At 69.8% G+C, this 21,225-nt stretch carries 21 protein-coding genes and 1 riboswitch; of the genes, 16 read left to right on the top strand and 5 right to left on the bottom strand.

The window, feature by feature from the left end; genetic code table 11:
- Positions 1 to 6: 6 nt before the first annotated feature.
- The 5 genes from AC04MD_RS06340 to cydC are packed head-to-tail and all read left to right on the top strand — an operon-like array spanning position 7 to position 6,664.
- Positions 7 to 2,379 (top strand): heavy metal translocating P-type ATPase, encoded by a 2,373-nt coding sequence (locus AC04MD_RS06340; RefSeq protein WP_475496452.1) that lies wholly within the window; start codon positions 7 to 9, stop codon positions 2,377 to 2,379.
- Positions 2,376 to 2,570 (top strand): cbb3-type cytochrome oxidase assembly protein CcoS, encoded by a 195-nt coding sequence (gene ccoS, locus AC04MD_RS06335; RefSeq protein WP_062351317.1) that lies wholly within the window; start codon positions 2,376 to 2,378, stop codon positions 2,568 to 2,570. The genes AC04MD_RS06340 and ccoS overlap by 4 nt, the downstream gene beginning before the upstream one ends.
- The gene (locus AC04MD_RS06330; RefSeq protein ID WP_475496451.1) at positions 2,560 to 3,285 is read left to right on the top strand and encodes a sulfite exporter TauE/SafE family protein; all 726 of its coding nucleotides are present in this window, start codon (positions 2,560 to 2,562) and stop codon (positions 3,283 to 3,285) included. The genes ccoS and AC04MD_RS06330 overlap by 11 nt, the downstream gene beginning before the upstream one ends.
- Positions 3,282 to 4,973, top strand: a complete 1,692-nt coding sequence (gene cydD, locus AC04MD_RS06325; protein ID WP_475496450.1) for a thiol reductant ABC exporter subunit CydD — start codon at positions 3,282 to 3,284, stop codon at positions 4,971 to 4,973. Before AC04MD_RS06330 ends, cydD begins: the two co-directional genes overlap by 4 nt.
- A gap of 2 nt (positions 4,974 to 4,975) precedes the next feature.
- Positions 4,976 to 6,664 carry a thiol reductant ABC exporter subunit CydC gene (cydC, locus tag AC04MD_RS06320; protein ID WP_475496964.1) on the top strand — a complete coding sequence of 563 codons (1,689 nt, stop codon included), beginning with the start codon at positions 4,976 to 4,978 and terminating at the stop codon, positions 6,662 to 6,664.
- 85 nt (positions 6,665 to 6,749) lie between these two features.
- Here cydC and AC04MD_RS06315 read toward each other — a convergent pair whose 3' ends face one another.
- Positions 6,750 to 7,514, bottom strand: coding sequence for a Crp/Fnr family transcriptional regulator (locus AC04MD_RS06315; RefSeq protein WP_475496449.1), 765 nt, complete (start codon positions 7,512 to 7,514; stop codon positions 6,750 to 6,752).
- Positions 7,515 to 7,915: 401 nt separating this feature from the next.
- Here AC04MD_RS06315 and AC04MD_RS06310 point away from each other — a divergent pair, with 401 nt between their 5' ends.
- The 3 genes from AC04MD_RS06310 to AC04MD_RS06300 all read left to right on the top strand — a co-directional run bounded on the left by AC04MD_RS06310 (position 7,916) and on the right by AC04MD_RS06300 (position 10,250).
- A complete protein-coding gene (locus AC04MD_RS06310) occupies positions 7,916 to 9,280 on the top strand; it encodes a DEAD/DEAH box helicase (RefSeq protein WP_475496448.1) in 1,365 nt (454 codons plus the stop codon).
- Between the two features lie 63 nt (positions 9,281 to 9,343).
- Positions 9,344 to 9,700, top strand: a complete 357-nt coding sequence (gene queD, locus AC04MD_RS06305) for a 6-carboxytetrahydropterin synthase QueD (RefSeq protein ID WP_475496447.1) — start codon at positions 9,344 to 9,346, stop codon at positions 9,698 to 9,700.
- 157 nt (positions 9,701 to 9,857) lie between these two features.
- Positions 9,858 to 10,250, top strand: a complete 393-nt coding sequence (locus tag AC04MD_RS06300) for a phasin family protein (RefSeq protein WP_475496446.1) — start codon at positions 9,858 to 9,860, stop codon at positions 10,248 to 10,250.
- Positions 10,251 to 10,362: 112 nt separating this feature from the next.
- Here the strand turns inward: AC04MD_RS06300 and bioD are convergent, their stop codons facing one another.
- Together bioD and AC04MD_RS06290 are read right to left on the bottom strand one after the other, a co-directional pair.
- Positions 10,363 to 11,028, bottom strand: a complete 666-nt coding sequence (bioD, locus tag AC04MD_RS06295; protein WP_475496445.1) for a dethiobiotin synthase — start codon at positions 11,026 to 11,028, stop codon at positions 10,363 to 10,365.
- 4 nt (positions 11,029 to 11,032) lie between these two features.
- Complete coding sequence (locus AC04MD_RS06290; RefSeq protein ID WP_475496444.1) at positions 11,033 to 11,794, bottom strand: TMEM175 family protein; 762 nt, start codon at positions 11,792 to 11,794, stop codon at positions 11,033 to 11,035.
- Positions 11,795 to 11,848: 54 nt separating this feature from the next.
- On the opposite strand from AC04MD_RS06290, the gene AC04MD_RS06285 reads away from it, so the two are divergent.
- The 4 genes from AC04MD_RS06285 to AC04MD_RS06270 all read left to right on the top strand — a co-directional run bounded on the left by AC04MD_RS06285 (position 11,849) and on the right by AC04MD_RS06270 (position 15,580).
- Positions 11,849 to 12,334: a GAF domain-containing protein gene (locus AC04MD_RS06285; protein WP_475496443.1), complete on the top strand. Its 486-nt coding sequence runs from the start codon at positions 11,849 to 11,851 to the stop codon at positions 12,332 to 12,334.
- Positions 12,331 to 12,699 (top strand): TfoX/Sxy family protein, encoded by a 369-nt coding sequence (locus tag AC04MD_RS06280; protein ID WP_142126073.1) that lies wholly within the window; start codon positions 12,331 to 12,333, stop codon positions 12,697 to 12,699. Before AC04MD_RS06285 ends, AC04MD_RS06280 begins: the two co-directional genes overlap by 4 nt.
- A 249-nt stretch (positions 12,700 to 12,948) precedes the next feature.
- Positions 12,949 to 13,167, top strand: a riboswitch (cobalamin riboswitch).
- 127 nt (positions 13,168 to 13,294) lie between these two features.
- Positions 13,295 to 15,181, top strand: a complete 1,887-nt coding sequence (gene btuB / locus AC04MD_RS06275) for a TonB-dependent vitamin B12 receptor (protein ID WP_475496442.1) — start codon at positions 13,295 to 13,297, stop codon at positions 15,179 to 15,181.
- 105 nt (positions 15,182 to 15,286) lie between these two features.
- On the top strand, positions 15,287 to 15,580 hold the full coding sequence (locus tag AC04MD_RS06270; RefSeq protein ID WP_475496441.1) for a DUF2218 domain-containing protein: 294 nt from the start codon (positions 15,287 to 15,289) through the stop codon (positions 15,578 to 15,580).
- Positions 15,581 to 15,587: 7 nt separating this feature from the next.
- Here the strand turns inward: AC04MD_RS06270 and dinB are convergent, their stop codons facing one another.
- Positions 15,588 to 16,661 carry a DNA polymerase IV gene (gene dinB, locus AC04MD_RS06265; RefSeq protein WP_475496963.1) on the bottom strand — a complete coding sequence of 358 codons (1,074 nt, stop codon included), beginning with the start codon at positions 16,659 to 16,661 and terminating at the stop codon, positions 15,588 to 15,590.
- A gap of 213 nt (positions 16,662 to 16,874) precedes the next feature.
- Between dinB and fabA the strand changes: the two genes are divergently transcribed.
- Both fabA and fabB read left to right on the top strand, forming a co-directional pair.
- Positions 16,875 to 17,390, top strand: coding sequence for a 3-hydroxyacyl-[acyl-carrier-protein] dehydratase FabA (gene fabA / locus AC04MD_RS06260; RefSeq protein WP_475496440.1), 516 nt, complete (start codon positions 16,875 to 16,877; stop codon positions 17,388 to 17,390).
- Complete coding sequence (fabB, locus tag AC04MD_RS06255; RefSeq protein ID WP_475496439.1) at positions 17,390 to 18,598, top strand: beta-ketoacyl-ACP synthase I; 1,209 nt, start codon at positions 17,390 to 17,392, stop codon at positions 18,596 to 18,598. The genes fabA and fabB overlap by 1 nt, the downstream gene beginning before the upstream one ends.
- Positions 18,599 to 18,603: 5 nt before the next feature.
- On the opposite strand, the gene AC04MD_RS06250 is transcribed toward fabB, so the two are convergent.
- Positions 18,604 to 19,689, bottom strand: coding sequence for a glycerophosphodiester phosphodiesterase (locus AC04MD_RS06250; RefSeq protein WP_475496438.1), 1,086 nt, complete (start codon positions 19,687 to 19,689; stop codon positions 18,604 to 18,606).
- A gap of 227 nt (positions 19,690 to 19,916) precedes the next feature.
- Here AC04MD_RS06250 and AC04MD_RS06245 point away from each other — a divergent pair, with 227 nt between their 5' ends.
- Positions 19,917 to 20,558, top strand: a complete 642-nt coding sequence (locus tag AC04MD_RS06245; protein ID WP_475496437.1) for a YjfI family protein — start codon at positions 19,917 to 19,919, stop codon at positions 20,556 to 20,558.
- On the top strand, positions 20,558 to 21,220 hold the full coding sequence (locus AC04MD_RS06240) for a PspA/IM30 family protein (RefSeq protein ID WP_475496436.1): 663 nt from the start codon (positions 20,558 to 20,560) through the stop codon (positions 21,218 to 21,220). The genes AC04MD_RS06245 and AC04MD_RS06240 overlap by 1 nt, the downstream gene beginning before the upstream one ends.
- Positions 21,221 to 21,225 lie beyond the last annotated feature (5 nt).

The following is a 21,225-nucleotide window of genomic DNA, read 5'->3' as shown; positions in this document are numbered from 1 at the left end:
CACGCGATGGACGCGCCCGTGGTGCCCTGCCATCACTGCGGCGAACCGGTCGCCAGCGGGCGCCCGGTCACGGCGGGCGACCCTGTCTTCTGCTGCGAGGGCTGCGCCGCCGCCGCGGCGTGGATCGAGGACGCGGACCTGGGCAGCTACTACCGCCTGCGCAGCGCGAACGCCAACCGCGTGCAGGCGGACCGGCTGGACCTCGAAAGCTGGGACCGCACCGAACTGCTGGACGAGCACAGCCGCGCCGTCGAGGGCGGCCGCGAGATCGTGCTGCTCACCGACGGCATGCGCTGCGCCGCCTGCGCCTGGCTGATCGACCGTGCGCTCGCCCGTGAAGCCGGCGTGCTCGACACCACCGCCAACGCCGTCACCGGCCGCATCCGCATCGCCTGGGATCCGGCGCACACGAAACTCTCCGCGCTGCTGCAGCGCCTGGCGATGCTCGGCTACCGGCCCTATCTCGCCACCGGCGACGCACGCGAGCAGGCCCGCCTGTCCGAACGCCGGCGCTGGCTGCTGCGGCTGGGCGTGGCCGGCCTCGGATCGCTGCAGGCGATGATGCTGGCCGAAGCGTTGTACCTCGACGTCAACGCGACGATGCCGTTGCCGACCCGCGACCTGTTCCGCTGGCTGACGTTCCTGGTCAGCACGCCGGTGGTGTTCTACAGCGGCTGGCCGTTCCTGGCCGGCATGGCGCGCGAACTGCGCGCGCGCCACGTCGGCATGGACACGCTGATCGCCAGTTCCACGCTGCTGGCGTATTTCGCCAGCCTGGTCGAGACGATCTGCGGCGGCACGCACGTGTGGTACGACGCGGCGGTGATGTTCGTGTTCCTGCTGCTGGCCGCGCGCATGCTGGAGCAGCGCGCGCGCAACGTGGCCACCGCGCAGGTGGACGCGCTGGCGCGGGCGCGGCCGGTGCTCGCGATCCGCGAGCGCGACGACGGCACGCGCGAATCGGTGCCGCCGTCCGCGCTGCGGAGGGACGACGTGGTCTGCGTGCCGGCCGGCGAAGGCGTGCCCGCCGACGGCGTACTGCTGGATGGCGCAGCGGATTTCGAGGAAGCGTTGCTGACCGGCGAGTCGCGTCCGGTACGCCGTCGCGCCGGCGAGACCGTCTACGCCGGCACCACCTGCCGCGAGCGGCCGGCACGCCTGCGCGTCACGGCCACCGGTACCGCGACGCGCCTGTCGCAGCTGGCCGAACTGGTGGATCGCGCGCAGGGCCATCGCCCGCCGCTGGCACGGCTCGCCGACCGCGTCGGCCGCCATTTCGTCATCTCGCTGCTGCTGCTCGCGGTGTGCGTTTACGTCGGCTGGCGGATGTACCAGCCCGAACGCGCCTTCGAGGTGACGCTCGCCCTGCTGGTGGTCAGCTGCCCATGCGCGCTCTCGCTGTCGGTGCCGGCGGTGCTGGCCGCCGCGCACGGCGCGCTGGCGCGCTGCGGCGTGCTGGCGACGCGGCCGGAAGCACTGGACACGCTGGCGCGCGCGACCGACGTGGTCTTCGACAAGACCGGCACGCTCAGCGACGGTCGTCCCGCCCGAGTTGCGGTGGACGTGCTCGATACACTCCGTGCGGACGCGGCCACGCGCGTGGTCGCGGCGCTGGAGAAGGACAGCGGCCATCCGATCGCTACCGCTTTCGCGGATGTCGACGCGCGTGATGCCGCCACATCCGTCGTCGCCCGCGCCGGCCTGGGCGTCGAAGGCGATGTCGACGGCTGCCACTGGCGCTTCGGCCGCGCCGACTGGGCCGCGGGCCGCGACGACGACGGCGCGCTGTGGCTGGGTGATGGCGAACGCGGCGTGGCCCGTTTCACCCTGGACGAGAAGCCGCGCGCCGATGCCGCGGCGGCCATTGCGGCGCTGCGCGCGCAGGGCATGCGCATCCATCTTGCCAGCGGCGACGGCACCACGGCGGTACGGCGGCTGGCGCAGGCGCTCGGCATCGATTCGACGCTCGCCCGACAGTCGCCGGAAGACAAACTGGCGCGTGTGCGGCAGCTGCAGTCCGAAGGCCGCATCGTCGCGATGGTCGGCGACGGCCTGAACGACGCGCCGGTGCTCGCCGGCGCCGATGTCTCCATCGCGATGGGCGAAGGCGCGCCGCTGGCACAGCAGGCGGCGGACCTCGTGGCCACCGGACCGTCGCTGCTGCGCATCGCCGATGCCGTGCGCGTGGCACGGCTGTCGCGCCGGCTGGTGAAACAGAACCTGGCCTGGTCCGCCGGCTACAACCTGCTCGCCGTGCCGTTGGCCGCCGCCGGCATGGTCACGCCCTGGATCGCGGCACTGGGCATGGCGGTATCCTCGCTGCTGGTGACCCTCAACGCGCTGCGGCTGGCGCGCACCTCGACGGAGATGGCGGCATGAACATCCTGCTGATGCTGTTGCCGATCAGCCTGGTCCTGCTGGGACTGGCCATCGCCGCGTTCGCGTGGGCGGTGCGCAAGGGCCAGTTCGATGATCTCGACACGCCGGCGCTGGACATCCTCGACGACGCGCCCGCGAAGCCGCGTGCGCCGGCCGCGCCGCCCGTGCGCGAAGGCGACGATGGCGCCTGACGTTCCCGTGCTGCTCGCCGCGCTGCTGGCGGGCCTGGTGGGCAGCACGCACTGCGCGGTGATGTGCGGCGGCATCGCCACCGGCTTCTCCGCGGCGTCGTCCCGCCAGGGCTGGGGCAGCGCGCTGCAGCTCAATCTCGGGCGCGTCGCCGGCTACACGCTGGCAGGTGCGCTGGTCGGTGCGTTCGGTGGCGGCCTGCTGTCGCTGGCCCGGCACGAGACCGCCGTGCTCGCCATGCGCGTCGGCGTGGGACTGGCGCTGGTGGTGCTGGCGCTGCGCCTGCTCGACCAGCGTGGCCGGCTCGATGTCCTCGCACGGCCCGGCGCGAAGGTGTGGCAGGCGCTGCGTCCGCTGCATGCGCGCGTGCTGCCGGCCGACACGCTGCCGCGCCGATTGGCGGCGGGCGCGCTGTGGGGCTGGCTGCCCTGCGGCCTGAGCCTCAGCCTGCTGACGGTGGCCTGGCTGCAGGCCAACGTGCGCGACGCCGCACTGACGATGGCGATGTTCGGTCTGGGCACGCTGCCGATGATGGTGACGCTGACCTGGTCCGGCGCGCGTCTCGGTCGCCACTGGCAGCGCACGTCGGTGCGTCGCGCCGCGGCCGGCTTCGTGCTCGCCGCCGGTGTGCTGACCATTGCCTCGCCGTGGCTGATGCAGCAACCGGCATTGCATGGCGTGCTCGCCGCGCTCGGCTGCCGGCCCTTGCCGACGTGAGCGGCGAGGCGGAGGGCGCCCCGACGGAGAAGACGGCCACGGCGACGGCGCGCCTGCATGCGCTGGGCGATGTCGCACGCACGCCGCTGCGTGCCGCCTCGGCCTGCGGCGTGATCGCCGGCGTGCTGGTCCTCCCGCAGGCCGCGCTGATCGCGCTGTGCCTGCAGCGCGCGCTTGTCGACCGCGACGCGCCTTCGACCTTGCTGCCGCTGCTCGCCGCCCTGCTGGCGACGCTGCTGCTGCGCGCCGGACTGGACTGGACCAGCCGGCGGTTCGCGGACCGAGCCGTCGAAGACATCCGCATCGACCTGCGCGCGCGCATCGCGCGCGGCCTGGTCGCACGCGGCCCTGTCTGGGTGCGTTCGCAGCAGAGCGGTGCCCTAACCGAACGCATGGGCGCGCATGTGGACGCACTGGAAGGCTACTTCGCCGGCTTCGTTCCCTTGCGGGCGGAAGTGGTGGGCGTGCCGCTGGCGATCCTGCTCGCCGTGTTCTTCGTCGACCGCACCGTCGGCCTGGTGCTGCTGCTGACGATGCCACTGGCACCTGTCTTCATGATGCTGGTCGGCTGGGGCGCCCAGGCAGCCAGCCAGCGGCAGCTGCAGGCACTGACCCGGATGGGCGGGCACTTCGCGGACCGGCTGCGCGGTCTTGGGTTGATCCGGCTGTACGGACGCGGTACGTCGGAACTGTCCGGCATCCGCGCCGCCGCCGAGGAACTGCGCGTGCGCAGCCTGCGCGTGCTCCGCATCGCCTTCCTGTCCTCGGCGGTGCTGGAGTTCTTCGCCTCCCTCAGCGTGGCGATGATCGCGCTGTACCTGGGCCTGAGCTACCTGGGCATGCTCGACCTTCGCGCGGAGCCGCTGACGCTGGGCGTGGGCGTGTTCTGCCTGCTGCTGGCGCCGGAGTTCTACGCGCCGTTGCGACGGCTCGCCACGCATTACCACGACCGCGCGGCGGCGATGGCGGCGATGGACGAGATCGCGGTCGTGATCGACGTCGACACGCCTGCGTCGGCGATCGGCGACGAAACGAATGCATCGGAGACCTCGCTCGTCAGCGCGCAGGGGGTCGCGCTGCGCCATCCCGCTGCCGCGCGCGATGTGCTGCGCGACATCACGCTGCAGCTGCAGCGCGGCCAGCAGGTCGCGCTGGTCGGCGGCAGTGGCGAAGGCAAGAGCACGCTGCTGGAGGCGCTGGCGGGTTGGCTGCCCGTCCGCGAGGGCAAGCTGCAGCGCGCGCCCGGCCTACGTGTCGGCTATGCGCCGCAGCGCCCGTTCCTGTTCGCCGGCACGTTGCGCGACAACCTGCGCATGGCCAGGCCCGAGGCCAGCGATGCGGAACTGGACCAGGCCGCCGAGGCGGCGCAGGTCATGCGTTTCGCGGCACGACTGCCGGAGGGACTGGACACGGTGATCGGCGAGCGCGGCTTCGGCCTGTCCGGTGGTGAGGCGCGGCGGGTGGCGCTGGCGCGCGTGTTCCTGCGCGACCCGGACCTGCTGCTGCTCGACGAGCCCACCGCCTTCCTCGATGAGGACACCGAAGCCGCCGTGCTGCAGGCGATCCTGCGGTTCGCGCATGGCCGCGGCCTGCTCGTCGCCACGCACAGCGCGGCCATGCGGGCGGCGATGGACGGGACCTGGCAGGTATGCGACGGGCGCCTCCATGTCGAAAGGGTATCGCCGTGAACATGCATCGCGACGACGACACGACCTCGCTGCGCGACGTGCTGGCGCGGCATCGCCCACGCATCGCGCTCGCCATCGGCCTGCTGTTGCTGACGCTGCTGGCCGGCACCGGACTGCTCGGGCTCTCCGGGCACTTCCTTACCGCCGCGGCGCTGGCCGGCAGCGCCGCGATCGGCTTCAACTTCTTCGGTCCGTCTGCCGGCATCCGCGCGTTGACGTTCGCGCGCATCCTGTCGCGCTACGGCGAGAAGCTGCTCGGCCACGACGTGACGTTGCGCATCGCGCGCGACCTGCGCGCGTGGTTCTTCGCCCGCGCGCTGCCACTGGCGCCGTTGGGGCTCGGCCGTTTCCGGATCGGCGAACTGATGGCACGGCTGGTGGCGGACATCGACGCGGTCGACGGCCTGCTGGTCCGCGCGATCGGTCCGTTGCTCGCGGTGCTGTCGCTGTGCCTGCTGGGGACGCTGGTGGCGCTGGCCGTATTGCCGACCGCCGGCCTCGTGCTGCTGGCGGCGCTGGCATTGCTCGCTGTGCTGGCGCCGTGGCTGGCCGTCCGCAGTGTGGCGGCGCTGGAAAGCGAACGCGCGACGGCCCGCATGCGTCTGCGTGCCGCCGTGCAGGAAGGCATCGAGGGCCAGCAGGACCTCGTGGCGATGGATGCCACCACAGCGTGGCTGGCGGCCCTGGATGCGCGGAGCCGCGAGGTCGCGCGCTGGGAAGACCGGCGCAAGCAGCGACTCGCACTGGCGACGCTGGCACATGCGCTCGTCACCGCGGCCGCCTTGCCGACCATGCTGTGGGTGCTGCTGTCGGCCGTGCACGATGCGCGTATCGGCGCCGCGTCTGCGGGCGGACTGTTCTTCATGACGATCGCCGTGCTGGAGGCGTGCACGGCGATCGCACCCGCGTGGCAGGCATGGCGTGCGGCCACGGTGGCCGGACAGCGACTGGAAGCGGTGGTCGATGCACCGTCCACGATGGGCGACGTGCCCGACGGCACGCGATCACCGGCACTACGTGGCGCGCTGGATATGGAAGATGTCGTGTTCGCTTGGCCGGACACGACGCGGCGGGTGCTGGACGGCGCCAGCCTTCATATCGCGACCGGCGAGCGCGTCCTGGTCACGGGCGACAGCGGCGAAGGCAAGTCCTCGCTGCTGGCGCTCGTGCTGGGATTGCACGCACCGCAGACCGGACACCTGTCGTTCGCCGGCGACGATCTGCGGATGCTGGATCCGTCCCAGTGGCATGCGCGCATCGCCTGGCTGCCGCAGGACGCCCCGGTGTTCTCAGGCAGCGTGCGCGAGAACCTGCGGCTCGGCGATCCGGCGGCCGACGATGCACGGCTGTGGGGTGCGCTGGCGCAGGTGAAGCTGGACGAGCGCTTCCGCGACACCGGACTCGACACATGGGTGGGCGAGAACGGCGCAACGCTGTCCACCGGCCAGTCGCGCCGCCTCGCGCTGGCACGGGCCCTGCTGAGGAACGCGCCGCTGCTGTTGCTGGACGAGCCGACCGAAGGTCTCGACCAGGACACCGCCGACACGCTGATGCGCGATCTCGCGGCGGCCAGCGCAGGGCGCAGCGTGCTGATCATCAGCCATGCGGCCCTGCCGGATGGCGTGGTGGATGCGCGCTACCGGTTGCGGGATGGAAAACTGACGCGGGAAGCCGCATCCGGCTCGTTGTAGGAACGACGTCAGTCGCGACCGAAGAGATGGAACAACGATGATCTGCGGTCGCGACTGACGTCGCTCCTACAGAAAACCCACATCCTCAGGCCCGCGCTTCCGACAACGCATCCAGCCGCGTGCGGTCGAGCAGCCGCACATGGTGCGGGTTCTCGGTGGCGATGCTGCCTTCCTGCCGCAGGCGGGTGAAGCTGCGGCTGACGGTTTCGACGGTCAGGCCCAGGTAGTCGGCGATGTCGGTGCGCGTCATCGGCAGGATCACTTCGCTGTCGTCCTGGCCCTGCCGGCGGCGGCGCTGCGCCATGTCGACCAGAAAGCCGGCTAGCCGCTCCATCGGATTGAGCCGGGCCAGCGACATGAGGTTGCCGCGGGTCGCGTCCAGTTCCACGCAGGCGCGCTCCAGCAGTTCGCGCTCCAGTTCCGGATGGTCGTGGCACAGGCTGCGCATGTCGGCCATCGAGAACTCGCACAGCGTGCTGTCGGTGATCGCTTCGATCGTATGCCGGTAATGCGAGGTGCCGGAGAAGCCGATGAAGTCGCCCGGCATCAGGAAGCCGGCCACCAACCGGCGTCCGTCCGGCAGCAGCCGGATCCGGCGCAGTGCGCCCTTGGTCACCGTAAAGACCCCGCGGCGCGGTTCGCCCTCGCGGACCAGCGCCTCGCCCGCGTTCAGCCGGGCGTCGTCGGCCAGCGCCTCCATCGCATGGGCCTTGGCCACCGGCAGGGCGGCACAGACGGCCAAGTGCCGCACCAGGCAGCCGCTGCATCCGCCGGAGGTCTGGCACACCACGCCTCCGGCGGGTGCCGGGCGCACCGGAGCGTCGTTCTGGCGGAGGATGCGAAGGCTCATGGCGGTCGGCTACGTAGGTCTTCGAAATGGATCATACGCCGCGCAAAACCGCTAATCCGCGGCTGCGACAATCGGTCGCAGACCCGGCTTTCAGCGCCGGTTCCCCCATTCAGGCGCGGATTCGGTTACAGTGCGCGCCGCTTGCCTGCGGCCGTTCGTTTCCCCGATGGTCCGCCGGCGCAGGGAACCCCCCGCGGATTCCCGCGCCCGCCCCGCTCCGACTTCTTTCGTTGCGCAAGCCCGGATCCGCCGTTTTGGCGCGTCCGCACCCCTTCTCGCAGCGCGGTTTCAGGGAACGCTTCGAGTCACGGTCTTGCCGCATTCCGCGCGTTCCATGCCGCCGCACGTCTCCGTGCCGGCGTTGCGCGTGCGTCCGGCCGACCGGCTTTGGAGCTTCGACAATGACGTTTGAAACCTTGGGCCTGGCGCCCGCCCTGCTGCGCGCGCTCGACGAACAGGGCTACACCCAGCCCACTCCCATCCAGGAACAGGCCGTCCCGCTGGCCCTGGCCGGCCATGACCTGCTGGCCGGCGCCCAGACCGGTACCGGCAAGACCGCCGCGTTCGGCCTGCCGCTGATCCAGTACCTGGCCACCACGCCGCAGGAAGTGCAGCGCGGCGGCCCGCGCAAGCCGCGCGCCCTGGTGCTGACTCCCACCCGCGAGCTGGCCGTGCAGGTGCACGACAGCCTGCGTGGTTACGGCAAATACCTGCGCATCCCCAGCACCACCATCTACGGCGGCGTCGGCATGGGCAACCAGCTGGACGCGCTGCGCCGGGGCGTGGACCTGGTCATCGCCTGCCCGGGACGCCTGATCGACCACCTCGAACGCCGCAGCGTGGACCTCTCGGGCATCGAGATCCTGGTACTGGACGAGGCCGACCGCATGCTCGACATGGGCTTCCTGCCGTCGATCAAGCGCATCCTGGCCAAGCTGCCGCGCCAGAACCGCCAGACCATGCTGTTCTCCGCCACCTTCGCCGACCCGATCCGCGAGCTGGCGCTGGAGTTCATGCACGATCCGAAGCAGATCCAGGTGACCCCGCGCAACACGGTGGCGGAAACGATCACCCACCGCGTGCACCCGGTCGACGGCAGCCGCAAGCGCGACCTGCTGCTGCACCTGCTGGCGCAGGACAGCCGCCTGCAGACGCTCGTGTTCGCCCGCACCAAGCACGGCAGCGACAAGCTGGCGACGTTCCTGGAGAAGAGCGGCATCAAGACCGCGGCGATCCACGGCAACAAGTCGCAGGGTGCGCGCCAGCGCGCGCTCAGCGACTTCAAGGCCGGCCGCATCAACGTGCTGGTGGCCACCGACATCGCCGCGCGCGGCATCGACATCGACCAGTTGCCGCAGGTGATCAACTTCGACCTGCCCATGGTGGCCGAGGACTACGTGCACCGCATCGGCCGTACCGGCCGCAATGGCTCGACCGGCCAGGCGATCTCGCTGGTGGCGCAGGACGAAGCCAAGTACCTGCGCGCGATCGTGCGCCTGCTGAACCGCGACATGGACATCCGCGACGTGCCCGGCTTCGAGCTGCAGACCCCGATCCGCTGGGGCAACAGCGCGCCGGGCAAGGCCGAACAGCCTGCCGGCGAGCGCACTCCGCGCCGCAACGGCCCGCAGAAGCATGCGCGCCGCCCGCACAGCGAAGCGCCGCGCCACGCCCATGCCGGCCCGAAGAAGCACGGCAGCGGCCCGCGTCGTGACGGTGGCCGCTCCGGCGGCGCCCGCCAGGGCCAGTCGCGTCCCGCGCGCTAAGCCGCTCCATCCGCGCGGCACCCTCGCCGGTGCCGCGCGCTCCACCGCTTCCGGAACCGTCGCATGGACATCTTCAAGGTCTTCACCATCGAAGCCGCGCACCGCCTGCCGCACGTGCCGGAAGGCCACAAGTGCGCGCGCCTGCACGGGCATTCGTTCCGCATCGAACTGCACCTGTCCGGCCCGGTCGATCCGCAGGCGGGCTGGGTGATGGACTTCGCCGACGTGAAGGCGGCCTTCAAGCCGATCTACGAGCGTTTGGATCACCACTACCTCAACGACATCCCCGGCCTGGAGAACCCCACCAGCGAACGGCTGGCGGCGTGGATCTGGGACCAGGCCAAGCCGGTCCTGCCGCTGCTGAGCGCCGTGGTGGTGCACGAGACCTGCACATCCGGCAGCCGCTACAACGGTGCCTGAAGGCATGGAACCGGTTTCATACCAGTTCCTACAAGCGTTTGATTTTTAACGGCTCCTGACCGTTCGTCGGATTTCCATACGCCGGTTATTGCACTGCAACATGGACGGGTCTATGCTGCGTCGCAACAGACAGGAAATCCCCTTTCAGGAGTCCGCCATGACCACGCAATTCAACGAAAGCTTCAGCCAGTTCACGCAGCAGTTCGCCGCCGCCGCTTCGCGCGCCAACCGCCTGGCCCTGGAAAGCGCCGAGACCGTGTTCGGCGTGCAGCTGAAGACCTTCGAGAAGAACATCGACGCCACCAGCGCCTTCTTCGGCGAACTGGCCGAAACCCGCGACCTCGACGGTTACAAGACCCTGTGGCCGAAGGGCCTGCAGGTCGCCAAGGACAATGCCGAGCGCGTCGTCGCCGCCAGCCAGGAAGTGTTCGGCCTGAGCCTGAAGACCGGTGAAGCCTTCGGCCAGCTGGTGAAGACGCAGTTCGAGACCGCGACCGACAACGTCCAGGCCTCCGTGGCCAAGGCGACCAAGGCCGCCAAGGGCAAGTAAGACGCGCCCGCAAGACAAGACGTACATCGTTTATTGCGCGGCTCCCCCTCCCTCCGCGCAGGCCGACCCGGCAGCCCCCACGCTGCCGGGTTTTTTATGCGTGAGACCCGCGTCAGGGCACCGACAGATGGGCTGCCAGCACACGCGCATCGGTGTCCGGCGCATACGGCAGCCGGCCCCAGCAAGGCACCGGCATGCGCACCGACAACAGGGCGAAGTTCTCGTCCCGGCGCTCCATGTCGGGATCAACTTCGTTCGCGATCCATCCCACCAGTCGCGCACCGTCGTCCTGGATCGCCCGCGCGCTCAGCCGCGCATGGTTGATGCAGCCCAGCCGCATGCCCACGACGAGCACCACCGGCAGGCGCAGCTCCTGTACCAGGTGCCGCTGGTCCAGCGTGGCGGTCAGCGGTGCGGCCCAGCCGCCGACGCCTTCCACCAGGACGAGGTCGGCCCGCGGATGCAGGCGCTCGAACGCGGACACCAGCACGCCGAGCTGCACGTCCACGCCGGCGTCGCGTGCGGCGATCTCCGGCGCCAGCGGCGCGGGCAGCGCGTAGGGATTGAGATCGCCGTAGGGCGGCACCGGATCGCTGGCACCCTGCAATGCGAGCGCGTCGTCGTTGCGCCAGCCGTCGGCCGTCGGCACGCAGCCACTGGCCACCGGCTTCATGCCGACGGCACGCAGGCCACGCGCACGGAACGCATGCAGCAGCGCGGTGCTGGCGACGGTCTTGCCGACGCCGGTATCGGTGCCGCTGACGAACAGCCGGTCCATCGGCCTATCCATCCGCGCGCTCCGGCCAGCGCTGGGCACTCCAGCGCTGGCCACGCACGTGCACCAGGCCGGCGAACGACAGTAGGAAGTACACGCAGCCCGGCAGTGCGACCTGCCACGACCGCGACTGCTCGGTCAGCAGCAGCGCGATCACCACCGACACCAGGCTGACGAGGACGAAGTAGGCGTGCGAGGCGACTTCTCCGGCGGCGTTGGATGCCGCCTCGGCATCCAACGCCAACCGGCGACGCGCTCGCCAGGCCAGCACGTACAGACCGCCGATGCAGGCGGACATCGACGCGAACGCCAGGCCATAGAAGACGAACATGAAGGCCAGCGGCCGTGGCCCGTTCGCGTCGGATAGCGGCATCGGCAGCCAGCCGCCGGTGATCCAGCCGAAGAAGGTGCCCAACAGCAGCCGCAGCGGATAGACGTAGACCAGCACCAGGAACACCAGCAGCAGGCTGAGCAGCGTGGCCGGCACGCTACCCAGCCGGTAACGGCGGCTCCAGCGCACGTGCGCGTACCAGAACATCGCCACCATCGCGAAGCTGGCAGCGAAGGCCGGTACGTTCTTCAGCGCCTGCAGCAGGCCCGCCATGCTGTCGGGAATGCGCTCGACCGAGATGACCAGCAGGGTGACCGCGAACGCGAAGGCCGCGTCGACGAAGGCCTCCAGTCGCGTCACTCCATGGCCGCGCCACCCTGCTTCGTCCTCGTCGCCGCGCATGCCCATGGTCCCCTGTTGCCCGTTCGGGCCTTGCATATGTGACTCATCATATCGGGCCCTCCCGCGGATGCGCGGAGTAGAATCGGCCGCATGTCATTCGCCTCGCAAACGCTCACCGGCAGCAAGCCGGAACAATACGCCCAGCTGGCCGAGCAGGCCCGTGCCCTGCTGGCCGGCGAACCGGACCGGATCGCCAATGCCGCCAACCTGGCCGCGCTGCTGTACCACGCACTGCCGGACTTCAACTGGGCGGGCTTCTATTTCTTCGATGGCCGGGAATTGGTCGTCGGTCCGTTCCAAGGCTTACCAGCCTGCGTGCGGATCCCGTTGGACAAGGGGGTCTGCGGAGCCGCCGCACGCACCCGCCAGACCCAGCGCGTGGACGACGTGGACGCCTTTCCTGGCCACATCGCCTGCGATTCGGCTTCCCGCTCGGAACTGGTGGTACCGCTGGTGAAAGGGGACGAACTGGTCGGTGTGCTCGACCTGGACAGCCCACGCCTGGCGCGCTTCGATGCCGACGACCAGGCGGGCATGGAACGCATCGCCGCCATCTTCGTGGATTCGCTGACATGACAGGCACCAAGCTGCGCAACATCGGCCCCAAGTCCGCCGCCTGGCTGCGCCAGGTCGGCCTGCGCACGCAGGAGGACCTGGAGTCGGTGGGCGCGGTGGAAGCCTTCATCCGGGTCAAGCGCGCGGGCTTCCGCCCCAGCCTCAACCTGCTGTACGCGCTGGAAGGCGCGCTGCTGGACTGCCACTGGCAGCAGTTGCCCGAAGACCGCCGCAGCGAGCTGCTGGTGGCCTACGACGCCGCTGCCGCCCTGCTGCCACCGCCGCGCGGCCGTCCTGCCGCCGGGCCCGTGACCACAACGCACACCGAGCGCGAGGAAGACACCGGGCCGTCGCTGAACCTGTTCGACTCGCGCGGCGACGACTGACGCCAGCAAGCATCGCGGGCATGGCCAGCTCCTACATGAGCAAGCCTTCCGAGTGACGCGCAAGACACGCCTGTAGGAGCGCCCCATGGGCGCGATGCCTTTCGCGCAGCACCCGGCGCAGAAACATCGCGAGCCGGCCTGCTTCCGCACCGGGACATTCCGGACAAAAGCGTCGCGGGCATGGCCCGCTTCTACAGGGCATTGCCCGGATGGGGCCGCCCCGTGGGCGCGAAGCGCGTCGTCCCGCGTATACTGCGCGCGCTTTCAGGTGACCTGCGGTGTTTCCGCCAAGGGTTGAAACGGGAAGCCGGTGACCCGCTCAGGCGGCATTCCGGCGCTGCCCCCGCAACGGTAGGCGAAGACAACCGCGGCATCGGCCACTGTGCGACTACGCATGGGAAGGCGCCCCGGCAGCGTGTACGGCACGCCTTCGCAAGCCCGGAGACCGGCCTGGGAGTCCACTGGTTGCGATGCGGAGGGCGTCGCGGCGTGCCGCGCCGCCGTTCGCCTGCTGCGCTGTCCGCAACGTTCCCTCTCCGTCGTCGCAACTCCACGCCGAACAATGCGCGCGGGGCGCGCGATGGAGTTGAATCCGATGCACAGCCGTCATTCCCTTTCCCTTCTGGCCGCCGCGGTCGCGCTGGCGCTGCCGTTCGCCGCGCAGGCGCAGGACGCCACCGACCTGGACGAAGTCGTTGTCACCGGCACGCGCACCGACGTCGCGCTGCAGGACAGCCTGGCGCCGACCCAGCTCATCACTCGCGAGGAGATCGAGCGCAGCCAGTCGCGCTCGCTCGTCGATCTGCTGAAGGGCCGCGCCGGCATCGGCTTCACCAACCAGGGCGGCCTGGGCAAGCTGAGCACGATCAACATCCGCGGCACCGAGTCCGACCATGTGCTGGTGCTGGTCGACGGCATCCGCATCGGCTCGGCGACCGCCGGCCTGGCGTCGTTCCAGGACCTGCCGGTCGACCAGATCGAACGCATCGAGATCGTGCGCGGTCCGCGCTCCAGCCTGTACGGCTCGGAAGCGATCGGTGGCGTCATCCAGATCTTCACCCGCCGCGGCACCCAGGGCCTGTCGCGCGAACTGCGCATCGGTGGCGGCAGCAACAACCTGCGCGAAGCCAGCGGTGGCTTCGCCTACGGCGGCGAGCGTGGCTGGATCGGCGCCAATGCGGCGTACCAGGAAACCGACGGCATCAACGCCTGCCGCGGGTCGGGCACGCTGTTCCAGGGTTGCTTCACCGACGAGCCCGATGACGACGGCTACCGCAACGTCTCCCTTAATGTCCGCGCCGGCTACAAGCTGACCGATGCGTTGACCCTGGAAGGCCACGCACTGAACGCCGACGCCTTCAACGAGTTCGACGGCAGCATCTACGGCGGCAACGAAGCCGACAACGTGCAGCAGGTGCTGGGCAGCAAGCTGACCTGGAAGCCGTCCGCCGCCACCACGCTGACCGCGCAGGTCGGTCGCGCGTCGGACAAGTCGCACAACTACTTCAACGACGGCACGGGCGCCGCCCGCGAGGACGTCAGCACGTTCGACACCCGCCGCGATACGGCGTCGCTGCAGGGTGACTTCGCGTTTGGCGAGCAGCACTTGCTGAGCGCCGGCGCCGACTGGCAGCGCGACGAGGTCACCAGCAGCGTCGACTTCGTCAACGACACCATCGGCGTGCCCGTGGACAGCCGCGACAACACCGGCGTGTTCATCGAGTACCAGGGCCGCTTCGGCGCGCAGCAGGTGCAGGCCAGCCTGCGCAACGACGACAACGACCAGTTCGGCGACCACGTCACCGGCAACCTGGGCTGGGGCCTCGGCTTCGGCGGCGGCTTCAAGCTGACGGTCAATGCCGGCACCGGCTTCAAGGCGCCGACCTTCAACGACCTGTACTACCCGTTCTCCGGCAATGCGCTGCTGGAACCCGAGCGCTCCAAGACCCTCGACATCGGGCTGTCGCAGTACGGCGATGCGTGGAACTGGGGCGTCAACGTCTACGAGACGCGCATCGAGGACCTGATCGCGCTGGACAGCAACTGGTTGCCGGCGAACACCGACGAAGCGCGCATCCGCGGCCTCGAACTGACCGGCGCGGTGACGCTGGCCGGCTTCGACATCGCCGCGCAGATCAGCCACACCGACCCGCGAAACCACACCGCCGGCGCGAACTACGACAACCTGCTGGCACGCCGCGCACGCAACACGGCGCGCCTCGACGTGGACCGCGCGTTCGGCGACTTCCGCATCGGCGTGACCGGCTACGGCGCCAGCCACCGCTACGACAACGCCGCCAACAGCGTCCGCCTGGCCGGTTACGGCACGCTGGACCTGCGCCTGGAGTACGCGATTACCGACGAATGGTCGCTGCAGGCGCGCGCCAGCAACGTGTTCGACCGCGAGTACGAAACGATCGCCTGGTACAACCAGCCCGGCCGCGAGTACGGCCTGAGCCTGCGCTACAGCGCGCGCGACTGAGCCGCGCGTTGAACCGGAGGCCGGCAATGGACTGTTCCGTTGCCGGCCTTGTCGACCTGCATGCCCGGACGTAAACAGGAGCACTCCCCCTGTTGCGATCCGTCGATGACTCCCACGTCCTCCGTCACCGTCCTCCCGTCCGATCCCGCCAGACTGCTGCGCACGCTGTGCAACCAGTGGCGGCACACGTTCGAGATCGACCGGCCCGACGACCACCACGCCCGCATTCCGTTCGGCGATCTCGGCCCCGCCGACTTCGCCGTGGACGGCGATGCGCTCGTCATCACGCTGCACCAGCCGGACGTTGAGCCACGCGAGCGCCTGCAGGGCGTGATCGCCTCGCACCTGCGCCGCTTCGAGCGCAACGAAGACCTCGCCTTCGATTGGCGCGCCGCCTGAGCAGCGCCTAGGCCTCTTGCGGGTCGAACAGGCCCGCCTGCACGACGCTGTCTTCGCGATCGCGGAACCCCGAAAGCCCCACGCCGACCAGGCGATATCGCGTCATAGCCGGCAGATCCACACGCTCGCGCAGGGCCAGCGCGATATCGATGAACTCCTGCGCGGAGGCCGGCGGCGATTCCGGCGTGAAGCTGCGCGTCAGGATGCGGAACTGCGCGGTCTTCAGTTTCAGCACCACGGTGCGGCCGACGCGTTCGGTCTTGCGGCTGGCGGTCCACGCCTTTTCGGCGATGCGCAGGATGTGCGGTTCGAGCTCGGACAACAGCAGGTCGGTGGCGAACGTGTCCTCGGACGAGATCGACTGCACCGGCTGGTCCGGTTCCACCGGCCGCTCGTCGATGCCGCGCGCACGCCGGTACAGCCCGCCGCCGAAGCTGCCGTAGCGCGTCTCCAGCTCATGCTGCGAGTACGCGCGTAGATCACCCACCGTGCGGATGCCGTCGGCATTGAGCCTGCCCTGCATCACCTTGCCGACGCCGGGAATGCGCTCGACCGGCAGCGGCGTCAGGAACGCCTCGACCTGGTGCGGACGCAGTACGAACTGTCCGTCCGGCTTGCGCCAGTCGGACGCGATCTTGGCGAGGAACTTGTTGGGCGCCACGCCCGCCGATGCCGTGAGCTGCGTCTCTTCGCGTATCTGCGCGCGTATCGTCTCGGCCACGGCGGTGGCCGTCGGCAGGTCGGATTTTGGCGCGGTGACATCGAGATAGGCCTCGTCCAGCGACAGCGGCTCGACCAGGTCGGTATGCCGCAGGAAGATCTCGCGCACCTGCCGCGACACCGCCTTGTAGCGCGTGAAGTCCGGCGGCACGAACACCGCCTGCGGGCACAGCCGCTCCGCGCGCACCGCCGGCATCGCCGAGCGCACGCCGAAGACGCGCGCCTCGTACGACGCCGCGCATACCACCGAGCGCTCGCCGCGCCACGCCACCACCACCGGCCGTCCGCGCAGCGACGGATCGTCGCGCTGCTCCACCGACGCGTAGAAGGCGTCCATGTCGATGTGGATGATCTTGCGCATCACGCGATGATATCGGCCGCCGTACGCGATCGCATGGATGCGGATGCGAACGATACGGCTGCGTGTGGAGTCGCGGACAGGACGCGCGAAACCCTTGCCGCAATTGCGTCGCGCCGATGGTACGCAGGCGTATGGAAAAACCGGGTTGATTTGCGTCAAGACAAGCGTATGCACATGTGTGCATTATTTGCGCCTCGCAAAACGGACCTCGCAATGAACACCCCTGCTTCCTTCACGCGCGAACAGCTGCTGGCCAGCGCACGCGGCGAACTGTTCGGCCCCGACAGCGGCCGCCTGCCCAACGACCCGATGCTGATGTTCGACCGCATCACCGAGATCCGCGAGGACGGCGGCGCGCACGGCAAGGGCATGGTGCGTGCCGAACTCGATATCCATCCGGACCTGTGGTTCTTCCAGTGCCACTTCCTCGGCGATCCGGTGATGCCGGGCTGCCTGGGCCTGGATGCGATGTGGCAGTTGACCGGCTTCTTTCTGACCTGGATCGGCGCGCCCGGTCGCGGCCGAGCGCTCGGGTCGGGCGAGGTGAAGTTCACCGGCCAGGTGTTGCCAACGGCGAAGCGCGTCAGCTACGAGATCGACATCAGCCGCGTGATCAACCGCAAGCTGGTGCTGGCGGTGGCCGACGGCCGCATGCTGGTCGACGGCCGCGAGATATACACCGCGCGCGACCTGCGCGTGGGCTTGTTCACCTCGACGGAGAACTTCTGATGCGTCGCGTCGTCATCACCGGCCTCGGCATCACCACGTGCTTGGGCAACGACGCGGACACCGTGTCGGCCGCGCTGCGCGAAGGCCGCTCGGGCATCCGCCACATTCCGCAGTACGCCGAACTCGGCTTCCGCAGCCACGTGGGCGGTGAGCCGGAGATCGACCTCGACGCGCAGATCGACCGCAAGCAGAAGCGCTTCATGGGCGACGCCGCCGCGTTCGCGCACATCGCGCTGCGCGATGCCATCGCCGATGCCGGCCTCGACGAAGCGCTGGTCAGCCAGCCGCGCACGGGACTGATCGCCGGTTCCGGTGGCGGCTCGGCGGAATGGCAGATCGAAGCCGCCGACCTGCTGCGTGCACGCGGCATCCGCAAGGTCGGCCCGTACATGGTGCCGCGCACGATGTGCTCGACGGTGTCGGCCACGCTCGCGACCGCGTTCAAGATCAAGGGCGTCAGCTACTCCATCTCGGCGGCCTGCGCGACGTCGGCGCACTGCATCGGCGCCGCGGCGGACCTGATCCGTGCCGGCCGCCAGGACATCGTGTTCGCCGGCGGTGGTGAAGAGCTGCACTGGGCGCTGACGATGATGTTCGACGCCATGGGCGCACTGTCGAGCAAGCGCAACGACGACCCGACGCACGCGTCGCGTCCTTACGATGCCGACCGCGATGGCTTCGTCATCGCCGGCGGTGGCGGCATGCTGGTGCTGGAGGACTACGACCACGCGGTGAAGCGCGGCGCACGCATCCATGCCGAGCTGCTGGGCTACGGCGTGACCTCCGACGGCGCCGACATGGTCGCGCCGTCCGGCGAAGGCGCGGTGCGCTGCATGCAGATGGCGCTGGAAGGCGTCACCCGGCCGCTCGACTACCTCAACACGCATGGCACCTCGACGCCGCTGGGCGACGTGATCGAGCTCGATGCGATCCGCAATGCACTGGGCGAAAATTTGCCGCCGATCTCGTCCACCAAGGCGCTGTCGGGCCACTCGCTGGGCGCCGCCAGCGTGCACGAGGCGATCTACTGCCTGCTGATGATGCGCGACGGCTTCATCGCCGGCTCCGCCAACATCGAGACGCTGGACGAAGGCGCGGCGGCCTTCCCCATCGTGCAGGCGAGCCGCGATGCGACGCTCGACACGGTGATGTCGAACAGCTTCGGTTTCGGCGGCACCAACGCCAGCCTGGTGTTCGGCCGGGCGTAAGCGACTCAGCGGGCGTCGACCGCGCGACGCCCCAGCGCCGGATCGTCGGTGAAGAAGCCGCCGATCTCCAACGCGAGATAGGTGCGGATCTCGGCGACCGATCCGGCGTCGCTGCGCGTGCGCGGATCGTCGCCTTCCCGCAGCGCCTTCGGCAGGAAATGGTTCTCCGGCCGGAAGGTGTACGGCCACACCTGCAGGCCTGCCGCGCGTGCATCCTTCGCCAGTGAGGTCGCTGCGCCCAAGCTGCCGCCCGCCTCGACGGGGATCAGCAGGCGCGTCCACGGCCCGATGATCGCGGCGTAGCCCGCGATGTCCTGCAGTCCCGCAGGCGTCATCAGGTCGGCATAGCGCGTCGGCTGCCCCGCAGCCAGCGCGTCGCCCGGCTGCGCGTCCGGCGGGCCCAGCAACTGCAACAGGCGGATGTTCGGATGTGCTGCACCGAGGCGTTCGCGCAGCACGCGCAGGTTGGCCTGCTCGAACGACTGGATCACCACCGGCGCTTCGCGCGTGTAGGCATGCGCCGCCAGCGTTTCCAGCAGGCGCTCTTCCATCGGCAGGCCGATGCGCTGGAAGTGGCTGGGATGCTTGATCTCCGGAATCAGGCCGATGGTGCGGCCGGTGCGTGTCGCCTGCTCCGAGGCCAGCGCGATGATCTCGTCGAGCGTCGCGATCCCGTACCGGCCATCGTGCGCGCTCCCACGCAGTTCCGGCAGACGCTCGCGGGCGCGCAGCGTTTTCAGTTCGGCCAGGGTAAAGTCTTCGGTGAACCAGCCTTCGAAGGTTTCGCCATCGATCACTTGCGTGCGCTTGCGCGCGGCGAACTCGGGCCGCTGCGCGACGTCGGTCGTACCGCCGATCTCGTTCTCGTGGCGCGCCACCAGCACGCCGTCGCGCGTGGCGACCAAGTCCGGCTCGATGTAGTCCGCGCCGTCGGCGATCGCACGCGCGTACGCGGCCAGCGTGTGCTCCGGCAGGAGCGCGCTGGCGCCGCGATGGGCGATGACCAGCGGCGTGGCCGGCGTTTCGCCCGCCATGGCGGGCGGCAGCGGCGCGACGGCCATCAGCAGCGGGAGCAGGTAGTGGAGCGGCATGTCGGCATCCTCATGTCGACCAGCATGCCACGGACATCGCGTGGCCCGGACAGCACGAAGCCCGGCTTTCACCGGGCTCCGGTGCAACGCGGGAGGAGAGAGGTGCCTCGTTGCAGGACGCATTCTGCCCAAGGCCTGTTACAGGCCGGCGACAGCCGTCACCCGTCGGTCATGCCGTGCGGCAGCGCCGCTTGACAACATTACATGTAATCACTACGTTCGCTTTCATGACAGCCCCCCGTCCCGCGCTCAAGGCCTCTACGCTGCACGTTCGCAACTACCGCGAGCGGATGCGCGAGCAGGGCCTGGTCAAGAAGGACGTCTGGATCCGGCCCGAGTACGCCGAGGAGCTGGCCGCCATCGAGAAGTCGATGCGGGAATCCGAACGCGAGGCCGGCATCCCCTACCTGCCGACGCAGGCCACCGAAGCCGGCTGGACCGTCGCGGCCATCCGCCACGCCCTGCAGCAGGCCAGCACCGTGCGCGACGGCCTGATCAGCCTGGAAACCATCGAGGGCGCGGAGCCCAGCCTGCATCTGGTGATGCACGAGTACGGCGACCTGTCGGTGTTCCTCGCCGTGGGGGGCGAACAGATCCTGGTCGAGGCCTACCTGTGGCCGGTGGAAGACGTGACCGACGCGGCCGCGTTCAACGCGCACGTGCTCAGCACGCACGTGCTGCTGCCGCTGTCGACCATCGGCATGCAGCGCATCGGCGGGGTCGCCGGCTACACCATGTTCGGCGCGCTCGACACGCATTCCAGCCTGGCCAACGTCATGTTCGAGATCGAGACGCTGGCGGAGAACGTCATCAGCGCCACCGAGGCCTACCGCCCGTTCCTGCGGACGGCGACGCGGAGGAAGGCCTGATGCCCGACTCGCTGAAGACGCTGTTCAAGCGGATCCAGGAAGGCATGGAAGGACTGGCCGGCGCCGTGATGGGCGACCGCGCCGAGCGCCTGCTCGACGAGGAGATCCGTGCCATCGACGACGCCCTGCACGGCGCGCGCGGCGAACATGCGGCGGCGAAGGCGCGCCGCGTCGCCAACGACCAGCACCAGGCCGCGCTGACCGCCCGCATCGGCGAGATCGAGGCCAAGGTCGAAGCCGCACTGCGGCAGGGCCGCGCGACGCAGGCGCGTGCGGCCGCGGACGACGTGGTGCGCCAGCAGGCCGAGCGCAGCCGGCGGATGGAGGAAGGCCAGGATCTCGCGACCCAGGAGCGCCAGTTCGCGCACGTGGTCGAGCAACTCGAAGGCCGCCTGCGCCGGCTCAAGCACCAGCTGGACATCCTGCGTGCGTCCACCAGCCTGCAGCGCGCCCAGGCGACGGTGGCACGGCGCCAGCCCGGCGACGCGCTGTATCCGGAACCGGCGTTCGCGTCCGCCGCACGCATGAAGCAAGGTCGCGCGCCGGCACAGGGGAGCAGCGCCGCAAGCCAGGGCACGAACAGGAAAGCCGAGGCCGATCCCGCACAGGCCGTGCTGGACCGCGCCCGCAAGCGCATCACGTCGTCCGCGCGCAAGCGCTAATCAAG

Source organism: Pseudoxanthomonas sp. LjRoot206 (assembly GCF_056175725.1).
This window is presented reverse-complemented; position numbering and strand designations above follow the sequence as displayed.